The organism is Variovorax sp. GW822-FHT04A09, from assembly GCF_058801005.1.
This window is the reverse complement of the sequence record NZ_JBXAMV010000003.1, coordinates 105602-126421: the sequence shown is the minus strand read 5'-3', so window position 1 is coordinate 126421 and position 20820 is coordinate 105602. Positions and strand designations below refer to the sequence as shown.

Genomic DNA, 20820 nt, shown 5'->3' with positions numbered 1-20820 from the left:
TGCTTCAGGCCGCGACGGCCGCGGTCACCTGCCGGATGCCCATGGCTTTCAGCGTGTCGGCAATCGCCGCCACCGCGCCCGGGATGCCCGCGTCGCCGAAGTGCCCCATGCAGCCCACGCGGAAGGTCTCGACCTGCGTCAGCTTGCCGGGGTAGAGGATGTAGCCGCGCTTCTTCACCTCCTGGTAGAAGGTCTTGAAGTCGTAGTTGGCATCGTCGGGCGCATGGAAGGTGACGATGATCGGCGCCTGGATGGCCGGGTCGAGGAAGCTGCGGAAACCCAGCGTGGCCAGCCCGTCGATGAGCGCCTTGCAGTTGCGCGCATAGCGTCCGCCGCGTGCGGGCAGGCCACCTTCCTCGATGTACTGCGCAATGGCGGTGTCGAGCGCGGCCACCACGTGCGTGGGCGGCGTGAAGCGCCACTGCGTGGTCTTCTCCATGTAGACCCACTGGTCGTACAGGTCCATGCTCAGCGAGTGGCAGTTGCCTTCGCACTTTTCGAGCGTGCTGCGCTTGATGACGACGAAGCCCATGCCCGGCACGCCTTCGAGGCACTTGCCCGAGGCGGCGACCACGGCGTCGAAGGGCGTCTTGCGCGCATCGATCTCCAGCGCGCCGAAGGAGCTCATCGCATCGATGATCAGGCCGCGTCCGTGCTTGGCGACGACCAGCGCGATCTCGTGCAGCGGGTTGAGCACGCCCGCGCCGGTTTCGCAGTGCACCACCGCGACGTGGGTGATGCTGGGGTCGGCTGCGAGCGCACGGTCGACGTCGGCGGGCGAGACCTGCTTCTCTTCGGTGTAGTCGATGGTGGTGAGCTTGCGGCCCAGCACCTTGCAGATCTTGGCCAGGCGCTGGCAGTAGGCGCCGTTGCTCGGCACCAGCACATGGCCGTTGCGCGGCACGATCGTGCCGATGGCCGCTTCCACCGAGAAGGTGCCGCTGCCTTGCAAGGGCACGCATTCGTGCGTGCCCGTGCCGTGCACGATGTTGAGCACTTCCTTGCGGATGCGCGCCGTGATCTGGTTGAAGTCGGCGTCCCATGAACCCCAGTCGCGCAGCATCGCTTGGCGGGTGCGGTCCGAGGTGGTCAGGGGGCCGGGCGTGAGCAGGATGGGGTGGGCGGCTTGACTCATGGTGTCTCCAGGCAGGGAAAGGGAATGAGGGGCGAGAGGTAGGGTGTTCGTTCAGCCACGGGCGAGGTTGCGCCAGGCCTGCGTGCGTGCGAGCAGCACGCGGGTGAGCAGTGCGTAGGCGATGCACACCAGCGTCGAGGTGACGACGATCAGGCTGGCCAGCGCGGCGGCCGGGCCGATGTCGCCGGCGTCGTCCAGGTGCATGATCGCGACCGACGCGAGGATGGTTTCCGGCGTGTACAGGAAGATGGCGCACGAGAGGCTGGCCATCGACACCACGAAGAAGTAGCGCCCGATGTCCAGGATGGCCGGCAGGCACACCGGCACCGTCACGCGCAGGAAGGTCTTGAAGAACGGCACCTTGAGCGAGGCCGACACGGCTTCGAACTCGTTGTCGATCTGCTTGAGCGCCGTCACCGCCGTGAGGTGACTCGAGGTGTAGTAGTGCACCACCATCGAGATGACCAGGATCGCCATCGTCTGGTACAAAAAGTTCAGCGGGTTGGACGGATGGTTGAAGAACATCACGTAGCCCAGGCCCAGCACCAGGCCCGGCACCGCCATCGACAGCACCGCCATCAGGTGCATGCCCTTGCGCATGAGGCCCAGGTTGCGCGTCTTCTCGATCAGGTAGGCGCCCACGAACACGATGAGCGAGCCGGCCACCGCGGTGACCATGGCCACCAGCAGGCTGTTGCCGTAGGCGGCCGCCATGTCGCTCTCGATGAGCACGAAGTGGTAGTGCTTGAGCGTGAACGACAGGTCGTAGGGCCACAGCGAGATCGCCGAGGTGTAGACCGCCATGCCGATGGTGGCCAGCAGCAGGCTGCAGACCACGGTGCAGAACAGCGTGAGCAGCGCATCGGCCAGCTTGCGGGGCTTGGGCGTGTAGGGCACCGAGCGCGCCGTGAGCTGCGCCTTCAGCTTGCGCCGCACCACGTAGTCGATCACGAAGGAAATGATCGACGGAATGAGCAGCAGCATGCCGACCACCGCGCCGATGGAGAAGTTGTGCTGGCCCACCACCTGCTTGAACACGTCGACCGACAGCACGTTGAAGTTGCCGCCGATGACCTTGGGCGCGCCGAAGTCGCTCACCACGTAGGTGAAGACGACGGTGGCCGCGCTGATCAGGCCGTACTTGCACGAGGGCAGGGTGATCGTCATGAACTGGCGCAAGGGCCGCGTGCGCAGCGCGGTGGCCGCTTCGTACAGCCGGCCATCGGCCAGCGACAGCGCGGTGACCAGGATCATCAGCGCGTGCGGAAAGGTGTTGTAGACCTCGGCCAGGATGATCCCGGGCGCGCCGTAGATCGAGGCGCCGCCCAGCAGGAACTTGAGCGCGCCCTGGTTGCCGAACCACTGCACGAACGAGATGGCCGACAGCAGCGAGGGCGCGAGCAGTGGAATGAGCGCGATGAGCCGGAACACCGCCTTCAGCGGCGCCGGCATGCGGCTGCGCGTGAGCGCATAGGCGAACACGAAGGCCGTGGGCACCGAGATCATCACCACCGCGGCCGACACCCACACCGAGTTCCAGGCCGCGCGCAGCAGGCTCGGCGTCTGGAAGTAGGTGATGAAGTGGGCCAGGCCGACGAAGCGGCCGTTCTTGTCCTGCACCGCGTGGGCCAGGATGGTGAGCAGCGGCGCGATGAGGAACACGAACAGCATCGCCATCACCACGAACAGGATGGCGCGCGCGATGGTCTCGTCGCGGCTCCAGCGCAGGGCGGGGCGTGCGGCGAGCACAGGGCGGGGGTGTGCCAGCGTGTTCATGGCTTGGCGGTGCGCGCGGCAAAGGCGCGGATGCGGTTGGCGCGCAGCGCGATGTCGATCGTGTTGCCCTCGCGGATGTCCAGGTCGTGCAGCTGGTTCAGCGAGAAGTGCAGGCCCAGTGTCTGGCCGTGCAGTGCGTCGGCCGTCACTTCGGCAATGCACAGGCCGCCCAGGAACTCGACCTTCGTGACCTTGGCCTGCAGGCGGTTGGGCGTGTCCTCGCGCAGGTGCTCCACCGCGCGGTCTTCGGGCCGCAGGTAGAGGTTGACCGCGTCGCCGGGCTCGAAGGCGCCGTCGCAGGCGTCGCACTGCAGTTCCATGTCGCCGACCTGGAAGCGCTGGTTGCCCAGCGCCATCGCGCGCAGCACATTGACCTTGCCCACGAAGTCGGCCACGAAGGGCGTGGCCGGCTGCTCGTAGATTTCCATCGGCGTGCCGACCTGCTCGATCACGCCGTGGTTCATCACCACGATGCGATCGGCCATCGACAGCGCTTCTTCCTGGTCGTGCGTGACCATGATGGTCGTGATGCCGACCTGCTTCTGCAGCCGGCGGATCTCGCCGCGCAGGCGGATGCGCTCCAGCGCGTCGAGCGCCGACAGCGGCTCGTCCAGCAGCAGCAGGCCGGGCCGCGTGGCCAGCGCGCGGGCCAGGGCCACGCGCTGCTGTTGGCCGCCCGAGAGCTGGCTCGGGTACTTGGCGCCCGAGGTCGGCAGGCCGACCAGCTTCAGCAGCTCGTCGACGCGTGCCTTGATCTCGCCCCGCTTCGCACGGCTGTTGACGAGGCCGTAGCCCACGTTCTCGGCGATCGACAGGTTGGGAAAGAGCGCATACGACTGGAACACGATGCCGTAGTCGCGCTTGTCCGGCGAGAGCCACGAGACGTCCTTGCCGTTCTGCAGGATCTGCCCGGCGGTCTGCGTCTCCAGGCCCGCGATGATGCGCAGCAGCGTGGTCTTGCCGCAGCCCGAGGGGCCGAGAAAGCACAGCATCTCGCCCGGGTTCACGCGCAGGTGCACGTCGCGCAGCGCGCTGAAGGTCTCGAAGTCCTTGCGAACACCGACGATCTCGAGGGCCGCGGGCGGGGCCGAGGTGGGAGTCAACTGGCTGGCGATGAAGCGGGTGTCGGTCATGTCCATTTTTCGCACTCGTCGTTGGAGGGCGTCACCAGCTGCGGCGGCACCCTTGAATTGAAAACCGGGGGATGCCGTCGGGCTTACTTGGGTTCGGCCTTGCCTTCGTAGCGCTTGCTCCATTCAGCGAGGATGCGTTCGCGGTTTTTCGCAGCCCAATTCAGGTCGTTCTTGGCCAGCAGCTTCTCGTAGTTGTCCGGAATGCCTTCCAGCTTGGAGACCACGCCCGGGTAGGCCACCACGGCCCACCAGCGCGCGCTGATCTGGTTGGCCTCCTTGCTCGCCATCCAGTCGGCAAAGCGCTTGCCCTGCGCCAGCTTCGTGCTGGTCTTCATGAGGCTGGTGGCCTCGATGTCCCAGCCCAGGCCTTCCTTGGGGAAGATCAGGTCGACCGGCGCGCCCGACTTCTTCACCTGGTGCGCGCGGAACTCGAACGAGATGCCGATGGGGAACTCGCCCGCGCCGGCCTGCTTGCAGGGCTTGGAGCCCGAGTGCACGTACTGCGCGATGTTCTGGTGCAGCGCGTCCATGTACTTCCAGCCTTCGGCGTCGCCCATGTTCTGCAGCCAGTACGACACGTCGAGGTAGCCGGTGCCGCTGGAGGCGGGGTGCGGCATCGAGATCGTGCCCTTGTAGACGGGCTTGGTCAGGTCCTTCCAGCTCTCGGGCTTGGGCAGGCCGAGCTTCTTGGCCTCGACCGTGTTGAAGCAGATGGTGGCGGCCCACACGTCCATGCCGACCCAGGCGGGCGGGCGCGCGGCGTCGGAGTACGCGGGGTTCAGCTCCTTGAAGCCCTTGGGCTCATAAGGAAGCAGCATGCCTTCCTGTTGCAGCAGCGCCAGGCTGCTGGCGGCCAGGCCGGCCACCACGTCGGCCTGCGGGTTGGCTTTTTCGGCCAGCAGCTTGGCGGTGACGATGCCGGTGGAGTCGCGCACCCACTTCACCTCGATGTCGGGGTTGGCCTTCTCGAACGCGTCCTTGTAGAGCTTCATGGCGTCGGTCTCGAGCGCCGTGTAGACCAGGAGCGGCGTCTTTTGCGCCCACGCACTGCCGGACATGAGGCCGAGGGCCGCAACACACAGGGCGGCCGTGAGACGGCGCGTGCTTTGTTTCATCGTCATCTGTTTCTCCTGAAAGGCTGGCTGTCACTGAAGAAGGGTGAGGGCTGGCGCCGGCGCGAGGGTGGGCAACGCCATCCGGTGTTTGCAATGTAGGTTGCTGATTGATGACTGTCAATAAAAAATTGTTGACAGTTGACGATCCTTCGGGAAAATACGCCCCATGGTCACCAGCAATCACTCCGCCGCCCTCGCGTTCCTCCAGTCCAGCTCGCTGCCGATGCTGATGCAGGAAGAAATCGAGCGTTTGATCATGACGGGCGAGCTCCCCGTGGGCAGCCGCATCAACGAGAGCGAGCTCTCGCAGCGCTTCAACACCAGCCGCGGCCCGATCCGCGAGGCGCTGCGCGCGCTGGAAGAAGCCGGCCTCGTGCGCAACGAGAAGAACCGCGGTGTCTTCGTGCGCGAGATCGCGTTCGAGGAGGCCGACGAGATCTACGAACTGCGCGAGGCGCTGGAAGAAATCATCGGCCGGCGCGTGGCGCTGGCCATCCAGCCCGACGCCGTGGAGCGCCTGCGCGCCATGGTCGACGCCATGCGCTCGGCGGCCCAGGCGCAGGACGTGGAGCAGTACGCGCAGCTCAACCTGCAGTTCCACGAGATCCTGCTCGACACGGCCGGCAGCAAGAAGCTCACCGAAACCTACAAGCGGCTCGTCAAGGAGCTGCACCTTTTCAGAATGCGCGCGCTCGACAGCGGCGGCGGCCTGCGGGTCTCGGCCGACGAGCACAGCCACATCGTCGACGCCATCGCCAGCGGCAACCCCGACACGGCAGGGCGCGCGCTGCGCGAACACGTGGCCGGCAGCCGCGCACGCATGCACAAGGCCTTCGGCCGCATCGACGCCGATGCGGCCACCTCCAGCAACACCACCGCTACCCCGAACCACCCACCCCAAAAGGAAGTCTGAAATGACACCGGAGACACTTGAAGTCAATGCCAGGAGCTATCGCTGGATGGCGCGTCCGATCGTGGTCGTGTGCGTGGACGGCTGCGAGCCGGCCTACCTCGACGCGGCCATTGCGGCCGGCGTGGCGCCCTACATCGCCCGCATGCGCAAGGACGGCGCCGACCTGCTCGCCGACTGCGTCGTGCCCTCGTTCACCAACCCCAACAACCTGTCGATCGTGACCGGCGCGCCGCCTGCGGTGCACGGCATCTGCGGCAACTACTTCTTCGACCGTGAGCTGGGCCAGGAAGTGATGATGAACGACCCCAAGTACCTGCGCGCCGGCACCGTGCTGGCCGCGTTTGCCGATGCAGGCGCGAAGCTCGCGGTGGTCACGGCCAAGGACAAGTTGCGCAAGCTGCTGGGCCACAAGATGAAGGGCATCTGCTTCTCGTCGGAGAAGTCGGACCAGGTGACGATGGAAGAGAACGGCATCGACAACGTGCTCGACATGGTCGGCATGCCGGTGCCTTCGGTCTACAGCGCGGAGCTGTCGGAGTTCGTGTTCGCCGCCGGCGTGAAGCTGATGGAATCGCAGCGTCCCGACCTCATGTACCTGTCGACCACCGACTACGTGCAGCACAAGGCCGCGCCGGGCAGCCCCGCCGCGAATGCCTTCTACAAGATGATGGACGGCTACCTTGCGCAGCTCGACGCGCTGGGCGCCACCATCGTGCTCACGGCCGACCACGGCATGAACGACAAGCATGGCGCGGACGGTTCGCCCAATGTGATCTACCTGCAGGACGTGCTCGACGGCTGGTACGGTGCCGAAAAAGCCCGCGTGATCCTGCCGATCACCGACCCCTACGTGGTGCACCACGGCGCGCTCGGCTCCTTCGCCACCGTGTACGCACCCGATGAAGCCAGCGTGCCGGGCTGGATCGAACGCATCAAGGGCATTCCGGGCATGGAGCTCGTGCTCTCGCGCGCCGAAGCCGCCAAGCGCTTCGAGCTGCCGCCGGACCGCATCGGCGACATCGTGGTGGTGAGCGAGCAGAGCACCGTCATCGGCACCGCCGCCAGCCGCCACGACCTGTCGGCACTCGAAGTGCCGCTGCGCTCGCACGGCGGTGTCTCGGAGCAGAAGGTGCCGCTGATCTGCAACCGCCCGGTCGAAGGCATTGCCCCCGGCCGCCGGCTGCGCAACTTCGATGCGCTCGACCTCGCCCTGAACCACGCACGCTGACACCGCACGGAGCAAGCACTCATGAGCCAAGCCATCCTGAAGCCAGGCACCGTCCACCGCGAAGCGCTGCGCATCGCGGGCGAGAAAGTTCACCGCGACCGCACCATCGAGGTCACCTACCCCTACACCGGCGAGGTGATCGCCACCGTGCCCAAGGCCACGCTGGACGACGTGCGCAATGCCCTGCGCATCGCCCGCGACTACAAGCCCACGCTCACGCGCTACGAGCGCTACAAGATCCTCATGCGCGCCGGCGAGATCATCGCCTCGCGCCTGGATGAAATGTCGCGCACCATCACGCTCGAATCGGGCCTGTCGCGCAAGGACTCGCTGTACGAAGTGGGCCGCGCCTCCGACGTGCTGCTGTTCGCCGCCAACCAGGCGCTGGTGGACGACGGCCAGGTGTTCTCCTGCGACCTCACGCACCACGGCAAGAGCCGCAAGGTCTACACGATGCGCGAGCCGCTGCTGGGCGCCATCACCGCCATCACGCCGTTCAACCACCCGCTGAACCAGGTGATCCACAAGGTGGCGCCGGCCATTGCGACCAACAACCGCATCGTGTTGAAACCCAGCGAGAAGACGCCGCTCACGGCCTTCCTGCTGGCCGACATCCTGTACGAGGCCGGACTGCCGCCGCAGATGCTGTCGGTGCTCACGGGCGACCCGAAGGAAATTGCCGACGAGCTGCTGACCAACGCCGACGTCGACCTGGTCACCTTCACGGGTGGCGTGCCCATCGGCAAGTACATCGCGGGCAAGGCCACCTACAAGCGCCAGATTTTGGAGCTGGGCGGCAACGACCCGATCATCGTGATGGAAGACGCGGACATCGAGGAGGCTGCGACGCTGGCTGCCAACGGGTCTTACAAGAACTCGGGGCAGCGCTGCACAGCCGTGAAGCGCATGCTGGTGCACGAGTCGGTGGCCGACCGCTTCGTGGAGCTGCTGGTCGAGAAGACCCGCGCCCTGAAGTACGGCGACCCGATGGACCCCGACACCGACATGGGCACCGTGATCGATGAAGCGGCGGCCAAGCAGTTCGAAGCCGTGGTCAACGAAGCCATCGCCGCCGGCGCCAAGCTGCTCTACGGCAACGAACGCCGCGGTGCGCTCTATTCGCCCACCGTGCTCGACCATGTCGACCCCGAGATGACCGTGGCCAAGCACGAGACCTTCGGCCCCGTGTCGCCGGTGATCCGCTTCAAGAACATCGACGAGGCGATCCGCATCTCCAATGGCACGGCCTACGGCCTGTCGTCCTCGATCTGCACCAACCGCCTGGACTACATCACGCGCTTCATCCGCGAGCTGAACGTGGGTAGCGTCAATGTGCGCGAAGTGCCGGGCTACCGCCTGGAGCTCACGCCCTTCGGCGGCATCAAGGACTCGGGCCTGGGCTACAAGGAAGGCGTGCTCGAAGCGATGAAGAGCTTCACCAACACCAAGACCTACTCGCTGCCCTGGTAACCATGAGCCTCAGCATCCCCGACATCGTCGGCCTCTTCGAGACCAAGGGCCACGCGCAGTACGACGGCGAGCCGGTCACGCAGCTCGAACATGCGCTGCAGTCGGCGCACCTGGCCGAGCAGGAGGGGGCGGACAGCGCGCTGATCGCCGCCGCCCTGCTGCACGACCTGGGCCACCTGCTGCACGACTTCGGCGGCACGCCGACGCAGCAGGGCCTGGACGACCTGCACCAGTACCGCTGCCTGCCGTTCCTGCGCGCGCTGTTCGGCCCGGCCACGCTGGAGCCGATCCGGCTGCATGTGGACGCCAAGCGCTTCCTGTGCGCGCGCGTGCCCGGCTACCTGGAGGCGCTGTCGCCCGACTCGGAGCGCAGCCTGCAGTTGCAGGGCGGCGTCTTCGACGAGGCACAGGCCAAGGCTTTCGAGACGCTGCCGTATGCGATGGACGCAGTGCGCCTGCGGCAGTGGGACGACACGGCCAAGCTGGCCGATGCCGACATGCCCGGCCTCGCGCACTTCGTGCGCCACCTCGAGATCAGTTCCGCCGAGCACCGGCAAGCCCTCACCACCGCTTAAGGCACACGGATGCGCCCCTTCTGGATCGAACAAGCGCTCTTCAACGATGGCGATCTGGCCCCGGCGCTGCAAGGTGAAACCACCGCCGACGTCTGCATCGTCGGCGGCGGCTTCACCGGCCTGTGGACGGCCATCCAGGCCAAGCTGCAGGCGCCCGCGCTCGACATCGTCATCCTCGAAAGCGACCTGTGCGGCGCCGGCGCCAGCGGGCGCAACGGCGGTTGCCTGCTCACCTGGTCGGCCAAGTTCCTGACCCTGCGGCGGCTGTTCGGCGAAGACGAGGCGGTGCGCCTCGTGAAGGCGTCGGAAGCGGCGGTGGGGCACATCGCCGACTTCTGCGCGGCGCACGGCATCGACGCCGAGCTGCGGCGCGACGGCACGCTCTACACCGCGACCTCGCAGGCGCAGATCGGCACGCTCGATCCGATGATGCAGGCGCTGGAGGCGCGCGGCATCCACTCGTACCACGCGCTGCCGCCCGACGAGGTGGCGCGGCGCTCGGGCTCGGCGCGCAACCTGGCCGGCGTGTACTCGCCGATCGCCGCCACCGTGCACCCGGGCAAGCTGGTGCGCGGGCTGCGGCGCGTGGCGCTGGCCATGGGCATCCGCATCCACGAGCGCACGCCGATGCTCGACTTCAGCACCGACCAGCCCGTGGTGGTGCACACGCCCACCGGGCGCGTGCGCGCGAAGAAACTGGTGCTGGCGATGAACGCGTGGATGGCCAGCCGCTTCCCGCAGTTCGAGCGGACCATCGCCATCGTGTCGAGCGACATGATCATCACCGAGCGCTGCCCCGATCTGCTGCAGCAGATCGGGCTGACCGACGGCGTGTCGGTGCTCGACTCGCGCACCTTCGTGTACTACTACCGCAGCACGGTCGACGGCCGCATCATGCTGGGCAAGGGCGGCAACACCTTCGCCTGGGGCGGCCGCATGGCCAAGGTGTTCGACGAGCGCTCGCCCTACGAGGGCGAGCTCACGCAGGCCCTGCATTCGTTCTTCCCGGCATTGCGCGACACGCCGATCACCGCGAGCTGGAACGGCCCGTCCGACCGCTCGGTGACGGGCTTTCCGTTCTTCGGCAAGCTCGATGGCGCGCCGCACATCTACTACGGCTTCGGCTACTCGGGCAACGGGGTGGGGCCGACCTACATGGGCGGGCAGATCCTGTCGTCGCTGGTGCTCGACCAGGACAACGCATGGACGCGCAGCCCGATCACGAACGGGCCGCTGGGCTACTTTCCGCCGGAGCCCATGCGCTATGTCGGCTCTATCGTCGTGCGCAACGCGATCCGCCGCAAGGAACGCGCTGAGGATGAGGACCGCCAGCCATGGCTGGTGGACCGCATGCTCAGCAAGCTCGCGAACGCCGCAGGCAAGGCTGATAAAGCCTGACCTGCGGAGACCGCATCAACGGTTCGAGGGGAACGAGAACATCGTCCCTTCACGCACGCCGGCCGAAGGCCAACGCTGCGTGACGGTCTTGCGCTTGGTGTAGAAGCGCACGGCGTCCGGGCCGTAGGCGTGCAGGTCGCCGAACAGCGAACGCTTCCAACCGCCGAACGAGTGGTACGCCACGGGCACCGGCAGCGGCACGTTGATGCCGACCATGCCGACCTGGATGTTGTCGCTGAACCAGCGCGCGGCCTCGCCGTCGCGCGTGAAGATGCAGGTGCCGTTGCCGTACTCGTGCGCGTCGATCAGGTCCATGGCTTCCTGCAGCGTCTTCACGCGCACCACGCCGAGCACCGGGCCGAAGATCTCTTCCTGGTAGATCGTCATGCCGGGCTTCACGTGGTCGAAAAGGCAGGCGCCCAGGTAGTAGCCGCCTTCGTGGCCCTCGACCTGGATGCCGCGGCCGTCGACCACCAGCTTGGCGCCGGCGGCCACGCCCGCGTCGACGAAGGCCTTGACCTTCTCGAAGTGCGGCTGGGTCACCAGCGGGCCCATGTCGTTGCCGTTGTCGGTGCCGGGGCCGACCTTCATCTTGGCGATCTCGACCTTCAGGCCTTCGACCACCGCGTCGGCGGTGGCGTCGCCCACGGCCACCACCAGCGGGATCGCCATGCAGCGCTCGCCGCACGAGCCGTAGGCCGCGCCCATGAGCGCGCTCACGGCGTTGCCGATGTCGGCGTCGGGCATCACCACCGCGTGGTTCTTGGCGCCGCCCAGCGCCTGCACGCGCTTGCCGTGGGCCGTGCCCGTGGTGTAGATGTATTCGGCGATGGGCGTCGAGCCCACGAAGCTCACGGCCTTCACGCGGCGGTCGGTCAGCAGCGTGTCGACCGCTTCCTTGTCGCCGTTGACCACGTTCAGCACGCCCGGCGGCAGGCCGGCCTGCAGCGCGAGTTCGGCCATGAACAGCGTGGAGGAGGGCGTGCGCTCCGAAGGCTTGAGCACGAAGGTGTTGCCGCAGGCCACGGCCATCGGCCACATCCACAGCGGCACCATGACCGGGAAGTTGAACGGCGTGATGCCGGCCGCCACGCCCATGGCCTGGAACTCGCTCCACGAGTCGATCGACGGGCCCACGTTCTTGCTGTGCTCGCCCTTGAGCAGCTCGGGCACGTAGCTGGCGTACTCGACGTTCTCGATGCCGCGCTGCAGCTCGCCGTGCGCGTCGGCCAGCACCTTGCCGTGCTCGGCGGTGATCAGCGCGGCGATGGTGTCGGCGTTTTCCTCGAGCAGCGTCTTCAGGCGGCTCATCACGCGGGCGCGCTTGAGCGGCGGCGTGTTGCGCCAGGCCGGGAAGGCGGCCTGCGCCGAGGCGATCGCCTGCTCGACCGTGAGCTTGTCGGCGAGCGCGACGCTCTTGGCCGACAGGCCGGTGGCGGGGTCGAACACCGGCTGCACGCGGCTGCCGCCGCCGACGTGCTTGCCGTCGATGAAGTGGCCGATGGTGGCGGTGACGTTCTTGTCGTGTTGCATGTCTTCAGGTCTCGGAAAGGGATCAGTTGGTTTCTGCGAGGGCGTCTGCGAGCGCATTGACCATGCGGTCGATCTCGGCCTTCTCGGCGATGAACGGCGGTGCGAGCTGGATCGTGTCGCCGCCGTAGCGCACGTAGAAGCCCTTCTTCCAGCAGTTCATCGCGATCTCGTAGGGGCGGCGTGCGGGCTCGCCCGGCAGCGCGGCGATGGTGATGCCGGCGGCCAGGCCGTAGTTGCGGATGTCGGCGACGTGCTTGCTGCCCTTGAGGCTGTGCACGGCGTTCTCGAAGTGCGGGGCCAGCGTCTGCACGCGGCCGATCATGTCTTCCTTCTGCAGCACGTCGAGCGCCGCGATGCCGGCGGCGCAGGCCACGGGGTGCGCGCCGTAGGTGTAGCCGTGCGGGAACTCGAGCATGTACTCGGGGCCGCCGGCGGCCATGAAGGTGTCGTAGATGTCCTTGCTGGCCACCACGGCGCCCAGCGGCTGCGCGCCGTTGGTGACCTGCTTGGCGATGTTCATGATGTCGGGCGTGACGCCGAAGGCATCGGCGCCCGTGAGCGCGCCGCAGCGGCCGAACCCGGTGATCACTTCGTCGAAGATCAGCAGGATGTTGTTGGCCGTGCAGATGTCGCGCAGACGCTTCAGGTAGCCCTTGGGCGGAATCACCACGCCGGCTGAACCCGCGAAGGGCTCCACGATCACGGCCGCGATGGTCGAGGCGTCGTGCAGCGCAATGAGGTCGAGCAGGCGGTCGGCCAGCTCGGCGCCGCTTTCGGGCATGCCGCGCGAGAAGGCATTGCTGGCCAGCTGCGTGTGCGGCAGGTGGTCGGCCTCGACGCCCTGGCCGAACAGCTTGCGGTTGGCCGCGATGCCGCCCACCGAGATGCCGCCGTAGTTCACGCCGTGGTAGCCCTTCTCGCGGCCGATCAGGCGCGTCTTGCCGGCCTGGCCCTTGGTGCGCCAGTAGGCGCGCGCCATCTTCAGCGAGGTGTCGGCGGCTTCGGAGCCCGAGCCGGTGAAGAACACGTAGTCCAGGCCGGCGGGCGTCAGTTCCTTGATCTTGTTGGCCAGCTCGAACGAGAGCGGGTGGCCGAACTGGAAGGCGGGCGAGTAGTCGAGCTTGGCGATCTGGCGGCTCACCGCCTCGGTGATCTCGGGGCGGCCGTGGCCCAGGCCCGAGCACCACAGGCCCGACAGGCCGTCGAAGATCTTGCGGCCGTCGTTGTCGGTGAAGTAGGCGCCCTTGGCCTCCACGATGATCCGCGGATCGGCCTTGAAGTTGCGGTTGCCGGTGTAGGGCATCCAGTGCGCCTCGAGCCAGGCGGCGTCGGTGCGCGCGGTGGGCGTGGGTTCGATGGCGGGTGTGGCGAGGGTCATGGCGCATCCCGCGCAAGGCGGGCTCCGGGGGTGAAGGGATGCGCCGATTGTTCGCAACGCCTTCAGTGTGGAGAATGGCGCAATATCAATGTTCACTTGACGATCCATGCAAGTAAAGGCCAAGGCCCCGCCCGCCGACGAAACCGCTGCCCAGGGCACCCGCAACCGCGCCGTGCTGGGGCAGCTCAGCGACATGGACCTGCGCCTGCTCAAGGTGTTCAAGAGCGTGGTCGACTGCGGCGGCATGGCGGCGGCCGAGCTGGAGCTGAACATCGGCACCTCGACCGTGAGCCGCCACGTGAAAGACCTGGAAACCCGCCTGGGCCTCGTGCTGTGCCGGCGCGGCCGGGCGGGCTTTGCGCTCACGGCCGAGGGCCAGCGCGTGTACGACGAGACGCTGCGCCTGCTGGCCTCGGTCGACGCCTTTCGCGGCAGCATCGACGACATCCACAACCGCATGGGCGGCCAGCTCGACGTGGCGCTGTTCGACAAGACCGCGACCAACCCGAAGGCGCGCATCGGCGAGGCCATTGCGCGCTTCACCGAGATCGCGCCCGAGGTGAACCTAGCGGTGCACGTGGGCTCCATCAACGCCATCGAGCAGGGCGTGCTGGAGGGCAATTTCCAGATTGGCATCATCCCGGCGCACCGCAGCTCGAAGAGCCTGGTGTATGCCGACCTGTTCGACGAGACCATGCTGCTGTACTGCGGCCAGGGGCATCCGCTGTTCGACAGCCCGCACGGCAAGCTCACCTGGTCGAAGCTGGGCGAACACCATTTCGCCGGGCTGGGGTATCACTCGCCGAACATGGAGCTGAGCCACCGGGCGCGGCTGTCGCGCAAGGCGACGGGGTTCGACCAGGAGGCGATTGCGACGCTGATCCTGTCGGGGCGCTTCCTGGGCTTTCTGCCCGACCACTACGCGCAGGTGTTCGAGCAGCGCGGGCTCATGAAGGCGGTGCTGCCGGCGCGCTTCAACTATGCGTGCCGGTTCGTGAGTTTGCTGCGGCGCTCGCCGAAGCCTTCGCGGGCGGTATTGGCGTTTCAGGCGTGCCTGGAGCAGGCGCATGGCGGTGCGAAGATCTGAAGGCACTGAAACCACCCCAGATGACCGAAACACCCCTGCGTATTCGCCCTGCACTTGCGTCGGAACACCGGGCACTCGAAGACTTGCAGCGGCGCGCATCGCTCGCGAACCCTGGCGATCGCGAGGCGATTCAGTCCGACCCGGACGCCATCGAACTGCCTCTGGCCCAGATCGTCGATGGCCGGGTGTTCGTGGCAGAGCTCCATGGCGTGACGGCGGGATTCGCTGTCGTGCTGCCCAACGATGACGGCAGCGCCGAACTCGATGGATTGTTCGTCGAGCCCGAGGCATGGCGTCGCGGTATCGGCAAGGCATTGGTCGCGCACTGTGTCGAGCTTTCCCGGCGCCAGGGTGCGTCGGCACTCCACGTCACCGGCAATCCACACGCCGGGTCGTTCTACCTTCGATGCGGATTCGAGGCGAACGGCACTGTCGCCGTGCGCTTCGGCAGGGCCGAGCGGTTCCGCAAGGTCTTCTAGACCTTTGTGGTGCTATCGCTGTCCGCTGGGCAGCAACAAGTGCTTCGCCCCGATGTGCGCTTCCATCTCATGCATATGGTGCTCCGCATCCACCATGTGCTCCACCATCAACCGCCGCACCTCGTCCGCATCTTCCTTGCGGTAGGCCGCCAGCAGCTGCGTGTGGTAGTCCACGTTGGTCTCGCCGAAGTGGTGGTGGTCCAGCGCCTTCTTGTAGACGACGAGGTCGCGCAGCAGGTCGTTGAGAAAGCGGCACATGAAGGACAGCACCGGGTTGGGGCAGGCCTCGGCCAGCATCGTGTGAAAGGCCAGCTCGGCCTCGCGCTGCGTGCGCAGCTCGTCCTCGTTGGTCGGCTCGATGGTGCACAGGCGCACGTTCTCTTCGAGCCGCGCAAACTGCTCGGGCGTGAGCCGCCCGACCACGCTCACGGCCAGTTCGGGCTCCAGCGCCTTGCGCAGCTGGTAGATGTGGTGGCCGTCCAGGTGGTGAAAGTGCAGGAAGTTGCGCAGCGGCTCCGACGCATGGTCGACCGACACCTGCTGCAGATACGCGCCGCCGCCGGGGCCGGTGCGGATCGAGATCAGCCCGCGCACCTCGAGCGCCTTCAGCGCCTCGCGCACCGTGCTCTTCGAATAGCCGAAGAGCTCGATCAGTTCCTTCTCGTTCGGTAGCCGGTCGCCGGGCTGCTTGCGCTCGGCAACGATCCATCGCTTGACGTCTTCGACGATGACGTCCGAGAGCTTTTGCCGCTTCGGAGGGTTGTGCCCCACTCTCATCAAAACGCTCCATCCATGCACATCGGGAGATGCGCGGGATGCGCAACAGCGCGCGATCTTAACGGCGTCATCGGCAGGGTCGGGTTGGGTTTGGGCACGGGGCTTGCTAACGGGTTTTTACCAACATATTAATCCTATTTATCCGCTTAAATTGCCGGCGATCGCAGGCACTGTGTTTTCTTCCCCACTTCCCACATCACGACCGGAGAACCCCATGCAACGCAGACAACTCCTTCAGCTCGCCGCCCTGTCGGCCGCCCCGGCTTCGCTCCTGATGAGCCGCTCGGCCATCGCCCAGGCCACCGACGCGATCCGATTCGGTGCGCCGGTGCCCATGTCGGGTGCCTTCGCGGCCAACGGCAAGTTCGCCGACCTGGGCACCAAGCTGGCGATCGAGCAGTACGGCAAGGTGCTGAACCGGCCGCTGGCCTACACGGTGCTCGACACCGAGGGCAAGCCGGCCACGGCCGTGCGCAAGGTGCAGGAGGCCTCGCAGCAGCAGGGCGCGAAGTTCTTCGTCGGCGGCATCCTGTCGTCGGAAGCGCTGGCCATGGGCAAGGAGGCCGAGAAGGCCGGGGGCCTGTTCATCACCACCGCGGGCGCCGACGAGATCACCGGCAAGGACTGCAACCCCGCCACCTTCCGCTGGTCGGTGCCCACCTTCGGTGCCATCGAGCAGACGGTGCGCCCGCTGATCGCGGCCATGCCCAAGGCCAAGCGCTGGTACACGATCACGCCGCAGTACGTGTTCGGCGACGGCCTGCTGAGCGCGGCCAAGACCATCTTCCAGGAGAAGGGCATCGAGCACGTGGGCAACAGCTACCACTCGCTCAACGACAAGGAGTTCAGCGGCTACCTCACCAACGCCATGGCCGCCAAGCCCGACGTGCTGCTGCTCCTGAACTTCGGTGCGCAGTCGTCGGCCGCGCTGCGCCAGGCGGTGAGCTTCGGCATGCACAAGAACATGACGATCCTCATGGCCTGGGCCTCGGGCCTGGAGCAGTTCGACGAGCTGGGCGCCGACCTGTGCGACGGCGTCTACTTCGGCGCGCAGTACTGGCACACGGTCGACACGCCGCTCAACAAGGACCTCGTGAAGCGCACCGCCGACAAGCTCAAGATCGTGCCCAACTACAGCCTGGCCGGTTCGTACATCTGCACCAAGATCCTCATCGACGGCATCGTGAAGGCCGGCACGGTCGATCCGAAGGCGGTGGTCGCGGCGCTCGAAGGCATGAAGTTCGACGGCCTCACGGGCGTGGAAGAAATCCGCAAGGCCGACCACCAGGTCATCAAGGACTACTACCTGCTCAAGGGCAAGGCGAAGTCGAAGATGGCCAACCCGGCCGACTACGTGGACGTGGTCAGCTCGGGCAAGTCCTTCCTGCCCGTCGACAAGACCGGCTGCAAGCTGGCCTGACGCCGCCCGGCTTCGCGCCGCGCCCGCGCCGTTTTTTGGGCGCGGGCAGGGCGCGTGCCGCCTGCACGTTTGCCACCCCCACGACACCTATGTCCGTCTACCTGCTCCAGACCATCAACGGAATCGGCATTGGCATGCTGTATTTCCTGCTGGCCGTTGGCTTGTCCATCGTGTTCGGCCTGCTGCGCTTCGTGAACTTCGCGCACGGCGCTTTCTACCTGCTGGGCGCCTACCTGTGCTTCCAGGCCATGCAGTGGGGGCTCAACTTCTGGGCCGCGCTCGTGCTGGTGCCGCTGTTCGTCGGCGCGCTCGGCTGGCTGGCCGAGAAGCTGCTGCTGCGCCGCGTGTACGCCAAGCCGCACGAGTTCCACATCCTCGTGACCGTAGGCCTGGCGCTCGCGGTGCAGGAGATCGTCATCGTGTTCTGGGGCCCGCTGGGCAACAGCGTGCCCACGCCCGACCTGCTGCAGGGCGTGGTGATGTGGGGCAGCTTCATCTACCCGAAGTACCGGCTCTTCGTGATCGGCTTCACCGCCGTGCTCGCGGTGGGGCTGTGGTGGGTGCTCGAAGGCACGCGCCTGGGCAGCGCGGTGCGTGCGGGCAGCGAATCGACCGAGATGGTCTCGCTGCTGGGCATCAACGTGTTCCGCGTGTTCAGCCTGGTGTTCGCGCTCGGCGCGGCCACGGCGGCGCTGGCCGGTGTGCTGGCTGCGCCCATTCGCGGGGCCGAGCCCTTCATGGGCGTCGAGGCGCTGGGCGTGGCCTTCGTGGTCGTGGTGATCGGCGGGCTCGGCAGCTTCAGCGGGGCGCTGGTCGGCGGCGTGCTGATCGGCATCGTGCAAAGCCTCATGAGCACCATCTGGCCGCCGGGGGCGAGCCTGATGATCTACATCGCGATGGGCGCCGTGCTGCTGCTGCGCCCGCATGGCCTGCTCGGCCGCAGAGGATGAACGCGCCATGCCAAAGAAATACACCTTCCTGCTGGCGCTGATCGTCGCGCTCGCGTTGCCGCTGTTCATGCGCTCGGGCTCGCTCGCGAGCGAAGTGCTCATCTACGCGCTCGCGGCCCTGGGCTGCAACCTGCTGCTGGGCTACACGGGGTTGCTCTCGTTCGGCCAGGGCATCTTCTTCGGGCTGGGCAGCTACACCATCGCGATCCTGCTCACGCGGCTGCAACTGCCGATGCCGCTCGCCTTGCTCGCCGCCATCGGCATGGGCGCGCTGGGCGCAGCGGTGGTCGGCTGGGTCGCCATCCGCCAGCGCGGCACCTACTTCGTGATGCTCACGCTGGCCTTCGCGCAGATGTTCTATTTCATCGCCTACACGGCCTCGGGGCTCACGGGCGGCGACAACGGCCTGCTCGACGTGCCGCGCCCGGCCTTCATGGACACGCCGTGGAAGTACTACGCCTTCGTGGCGGTGATCTTCCTGGCCGCGTTCGCGCTGCTGCTCAAGGTGACCGATTCGGTCTTCGGCCGCACGCTGCTCGCCATCCGCGACAACGAGGACCGCGCCGCCGCCGTGGGCTACGACCTGAAGCGCTTCAAGCTGCTGGCCTTCGTGATCTCGGGCGCCGTCACGGGCCTGGCCGGCGGCCTGCACGCGATGATGACCGGCATCGCGCCGCTGTCCAACGCCGAGTACCACACGAGCGAGATGATCCTGGTCATCACCGTGATCGGCGGCACCGGCAACCTGTTTGCCTCGGTGCTCGGCTCGGCGTTCTACGTGCTGCTGGCCGACTGGCTCTCCACGCTGTGGCCGCGCTGGCTGCTGCTGCTGGGCCTGCTGCTGATCGGCGTGAGCATCGGCATGCAACGCGGCCTCTGGGGCCTGGGTGAAAGCGCCTGGCGACGGGTGTTTCGCAAGACGGCGGCTGCCGCCGAAGCGCCGCTGGCACAGGGAGAAAAAGCATGAGCGACATCCTCATCGAAGCCATCGGCGTCACCAAGCACTACGGCAAGTTCGCCGCGCTCGGCGGGGTCGACCTGAAGATCAGGCGCAACACCGTGCACTCGGTGATCGGGCCCAACGGCGCGGGCAAGACCACGCTCTTTCACATGCTCACGGGCACCGGCACCACCACGGGCGGGCGCATCCTGTTCGACGGCCACGACGTGACGCGCGAGCCCGACCACCAGCGCGTGCAGCGCGGCATGGCGCGCTCGTTCCAGGTCACGAGCCTGTTCCCCAGCCTGTCGGTGCGCGAGAACCTGCGCGTGGCGGCGCAGGGCATCGCGCCACGCCAGGCCATGAACTGCTGGCGCGCACCCATCGGCGAGCGCGCCTGTGCCGACACGGTGGCCGAGGTGCTCGCGCGCGTCGGCCTCGAACGGCTGGCCGACACGCCCGCCAGCGTGCTCTCGCACGGCCAGCAGCGCCGCCTCGAGGTGGGCATGGCATTGGCCGCAAAACCCAAGGCCATCTTCCTGGACGAGCCGACCTCGGGCATGGGCATCGACGACCTCGACGACATGAAGCATCTCATCCGCGGCCTGCGCGACGCGCACACCGTGGTGCTGATCGAGCACAACATGAACATCGTGATGGACATCTCCGACACCGTGACCGTCATGCAGCTGGGCCGCGTGCTGGCCGAGGGGCTGCCGGGCGACATCCGCTCGGACGCGCGCGTGCGCACCGCGTACCTGGGCAACATGATCACCGGAGGCAAGGCATGAGCAACATCCTCGAAGTCGAAGGCCTGCACGCGCACTACGGCAAGAGCCATGTGCTGCAGGGCGTGTCGCTCACGGTGGGCGAGGCCGAACTGGTCACGCTGCTGGGGCGCAACGGCGCGGGCAAGTCGACCACGCTCAAGAGCATTGCCGGCGCCGTCACGCCCACGAAAGGGCGCGTGCGCTTCCAGGGCGCGGACCTCGCGGGCCAGCCGCCGCACCGCATCGCCACGCGCGGCGTGTGCCTGGTGCCGGAGCACCGCGGCATCTTCAAGCTGCTCACGGTGGAAGAGAACCTGCTGCTCGGCCTGCGGCGCGACTCGCCCTGGCAGCTGGCCGACATCTACCGCATCTTTCCGCGCCTGAAGGAGCGTCGGCGCAACGGCGGCGGGCAGCTGTCGGGCGGCGAGCAGCAGATGCTGGCCATCGGCCGCGCGCTCATGAACCACCCGCGCCTGCTGATCCTGGACGAGCCCGTCGAAGGCCTGGCGCCGGTGATCGTGGAAGAGATCGTTGCGCAGCTCAAGACCATCAAGGCCGCGGGCGTGGCCATCCTGCTGGTCGAGCAGAACCTCGAGGTCTGCGTGCAGCTGGCCGACCGCCACTACATCGTGGAGCAGGGCGTGATCGTGCACGAGGCCGGCAACGCCGCCTTCATGGCCGACCACGACGTGAAAGACCGCTATCTGGGTGTTGGCCTTGCCTGAACCCGCCATTCATTCGTC

The 20820-nt window shown here is 67.1% G+C and carries 19 protein-coding genes; 12 read left to right on the top strand and 7 right to left on the bottom strand.

From position 1 onward, the window contains the following. Nucleotides 1-4: 4 nt before the first annotated feature. The 4 genes from AC1RLW_RS17045 to AC1RLW_RS17030 all read right to left on the bottom strand — a co-directional run bounded on the left by AC1RLW_RS17045 (nucleotide 5) and on the right by AC1RLW_RS17030 (nucleotide 5165). On the bottom strand, nucleotides 5-1135 hold the full coding sequence (locus AC1RLW_RS17045; RefSeq protein ID WP_493194088.1) for a 2-aminoethylphosphonate--pyruvate transaminase: 1131 nt from the start codon (nucleotides 1133-1135) through the stop codon (nucleotides 5-7). Between the two features lie 51 nt (nucleotides 1136-1186). Further along, on the bottom strand, nucleotides 1187-2911 hold the full coding sequence (locus AC1RLW_RS17040; RefSeq protein ID WP_493194086.1) for a putative 2-aminoethylphosphonate ABC transporter permease subunit: 1725 nt from the start codon (nucleotides 2909-2911) through the stop codon (nucleotides 1187-1189). Continuing rightward, a complete protein-coding gene (locus AC1RLW_RS17035) occupies nucleotides 2908-4050 on the bottom strand; it encodes a putative 2-aminoethylphosphonate ABC transporter ATP-binding protein (protein ID WP_070061828.1) in 1143 nt (380 codons plus the stop codon). Before AC1RLW_RS17035 ends, AC1RLW_RS17040 begins: the two co-directional genes overlap by 4 nt. Nucleotides 4051-4127: 77 nt before the next feature. Beyond that, on the bottom strand, nucleotides 4128-5165 hold the full coding sequence (locus tag AC1RLW_RS17030) for a putative 2-aminoethylphosphonate ABC transporter substrate-binding protein (RefSeq protein WP_159277872.1): 1038 nt from the start codon (nucleotides 5163-5165) through the stop codon (nucleotides 4128-4130). Between the two features lie 160 nt (nucleotides 5166-5325). On the opposite strand from AC1RLW_RS17030, the gene AC1RLW_RS17025 reads away from it, so the two are divergent. From AC1RLW_RS17025 to AC1RLW_RS17005, 5 genes are read left to right on the top strand one after another with little or no spacing between them, the layout of a single operon-like run. Next, complete coding sequence (locus AC1RLW_RS17025; RefSeq protein WP_070061830.1) at nucleotides 5326-6072, top strand: phosphonate utilization associated transcriptional regulator; 747 nt, start codon at nucleotides 5326-5328, stop codon at nucleotides 6070-6072. Between the two features lies 1 nt (nucleotide 6073). Next, nucleotides 6074-7300 carry a phosphonoacetate hydrolase gene (gene phnA / locus AC1RLW_RS17020; protein WP_493194084.1) on the top strand — a complete coding sequence of 409 codons (1227 nt, stop codon included), beginning with the start codon at nucleotides 6074-6076 and terminating at the stop codon, nucleotides 7298-7300. A 21-nt stretch (nucleotides 7301-7321) separates the two neighbouring features. After that, the gene (gene phnY, locus AC1RLW_RS17015; RefSeq protein WP_095747021.1) at nucleotides 7322-8770 is read left to right on the top strand and encodes a phosphonoacetaldehyde dehydrogenase; all 1449 of its coding nucleotides are present in this window, start codon (nucleotides 7322-7324) and stop codon (nucleotides 8768-8770) included. A gap of 2 nt (nucleotides 8771-8772) precedes the next feature. Further along, entirely contained in the window at nucleotides 8773-9345 is a 573-nt protein-coding gene (locus tag AC1RLW_RS17010) for a phosphonate degradation HD-domain oxygenase (RefSeq protein WP_493194082.1), read from the top strand. Nucleotides 9346-9354: 9 nt separating this feature from the next. Beyond that, nucleotides 9355-10743, top strand: coding sequence for an FAD-dependent oxidoreductase (locus AC1RLW_RS17005; RefSeq protein WP_493194080.1), 1389 nt, complete (start codon nucleotides 9355-9357; stop codon nucleotides 10741-10743). Between the two features lie 15 nt (nucleotides 10744-10758). Here the strand turns inward: AC1RLW_RS17005 and AC1RLW_RS17000 are convergent, their stop codons facing one another. Both AC1RLW_RS17000 and aptA read right to left on the bottom strand, forming a co-directional pair. Further along, nucleotides 10759-12276 (bottom strand): CoA-acylating methylmalonate-semialdehyde dehydrogenase, encoded by a 1518-nt coding sequence (locus tag AC1RLW_RS17000; RefSeq protein WP_095744313.1) that lies wholly within the window; start codon nucleotides 12274-12276, stop codon nucleotides 10759-10761. Nucleotides 12277-12298: 22 nt separating this feature from the next. Then, nucleotides 12299-13654 (bottom strand): omega-aminotransferase AptA, encoded by a 1356-nt coding sequence (aptA, locus tag AC1RLW_RS16995; protein ID WP_095744314.1) that lies wholly within the window; start codon nucleotides 13652-13654, stop codon nucleotides 12299-12301. A gap of 106 nt (nucleotides 13655-13760) precedes the next feature. On the opposite strand from aptA, the gene AC1RLW_RS16990 reads away from it, so the two are divergent. Next, entirely contained in the window at nucleotides 13761-14741 is a 981-nt protein-coding gene (locus tag AC1RLW_RS16990; RefSeq protein WP_159274609.1) for a LysR family transcriptional regulator, read from the top strand. Between the two features lie 20 nt (nucleotides 14742-14761). Then, entirely contained in the window at nucleotides 14762-15220 is a 459-nt protein-coding gene (locus tag AC1RLW_RS16985) for a GNAT family N-acetyltransferase (RefSeq protein WP_493194079.1), read from the top strand. Between the two features lie 12 nt (nucleotides 15221-15232). Here the strand turns inward: AC1RLW_RS16985 and AC1RLW_RS16980 are convergent, their stop codons facing one another. After that, the gene (locus AC1RLW_RS16980; protein ID WP_095744317.1) at nucleotides 15233-15997 is read right to left on the bottom strand and encodes a FadR/GntR family transcriptional regulator; all 765 of its coding nucleotides are present in this window, start codon (nucleotides 15995-15997) and stop codon (nucleotides 15233-15235) included. Nucleotides 15998-16211: 214 nt separating this feature from the next. Between AC1RLW_RS16980 and AC1RLW_RS16975 the strand changes: the two genes are divergently transcribed. The 5 genes from AC1RLW_RS16975 to AC1RLW_RS16955 all read left to right on the top strand — a co-directional run bounded on the left by AC1RLW_RS16975 (nucleotide 16212) and on the right by AC1RLW_RS16955 (nucleotide 20802). Then, nucleotides 16212-17417 carry an ABC transporter substrate-binding protein gene (locus AC1RLW_RS16975; protein ID WP_493194078.1) on the top strand — a complete coding sequence of 402 codons (1206 nt, stop codon included), beginning with the start codon at nucleotides 16212-16214 and terminating at the stop codon, nucleotides 17415-17417. Nucleotides 17418-17506: 89 nt separating this feature from the next. Further along, complete coding sequence (locus AC1RLW_RS16970; protein WP_062468750.1) at nucleotides 17507-18367, top strand: branched-chain amino acid ABC transporter permease; 861 nt, start codon at nucleotides 17507-17509, stop codon at nucleotides 18365-18367. A 7-nt stretch (nucleotides 18368-18374) separates the two neighbouring features. Continuing rightward, complete coding sequence (locus tag AC1RLW_RS16965) at nucleotides 18375-19334, top strand: branched-chain amino acid ABC transporter permease (RefSeq protein WP_095747509.1); 960 nt, start codon at nucleotides 18375-18377, stop codon at nucleotides 19332-19334. Then, entirely contained in the window at nucleotides 19331-20098 is a 768-nt protein-coding gene (locus tag AC1RLW_RS16960) for an ABC transporter ATP-binding protein (RefSeq protein ID WP_307694425.1), read from the top strand. Before AC1RLW_RS16965 ends, AC1RLW_RS16960 begins: the two co-directional genes overlap by 4 nt. Then, on the top strand, nucleotides 20095-20802 hold the full coding sequence (locus AC1RLW_RS16955) for an ABC transporter ATP-binding protein (RefSeq protein WP_493194076.1): 708 nt from the start codon (nucleotides 20095-20097) through the stop codon (nucleotides 20800-20802). Before AC1RLW_RS16960 ends, AC1RLW_RS16955 begins: the two co-directional genes overlap by 4 nt. The last annotated feature ends 18 nt before the right edge of the window (nucleotides 20803-20820 follow it).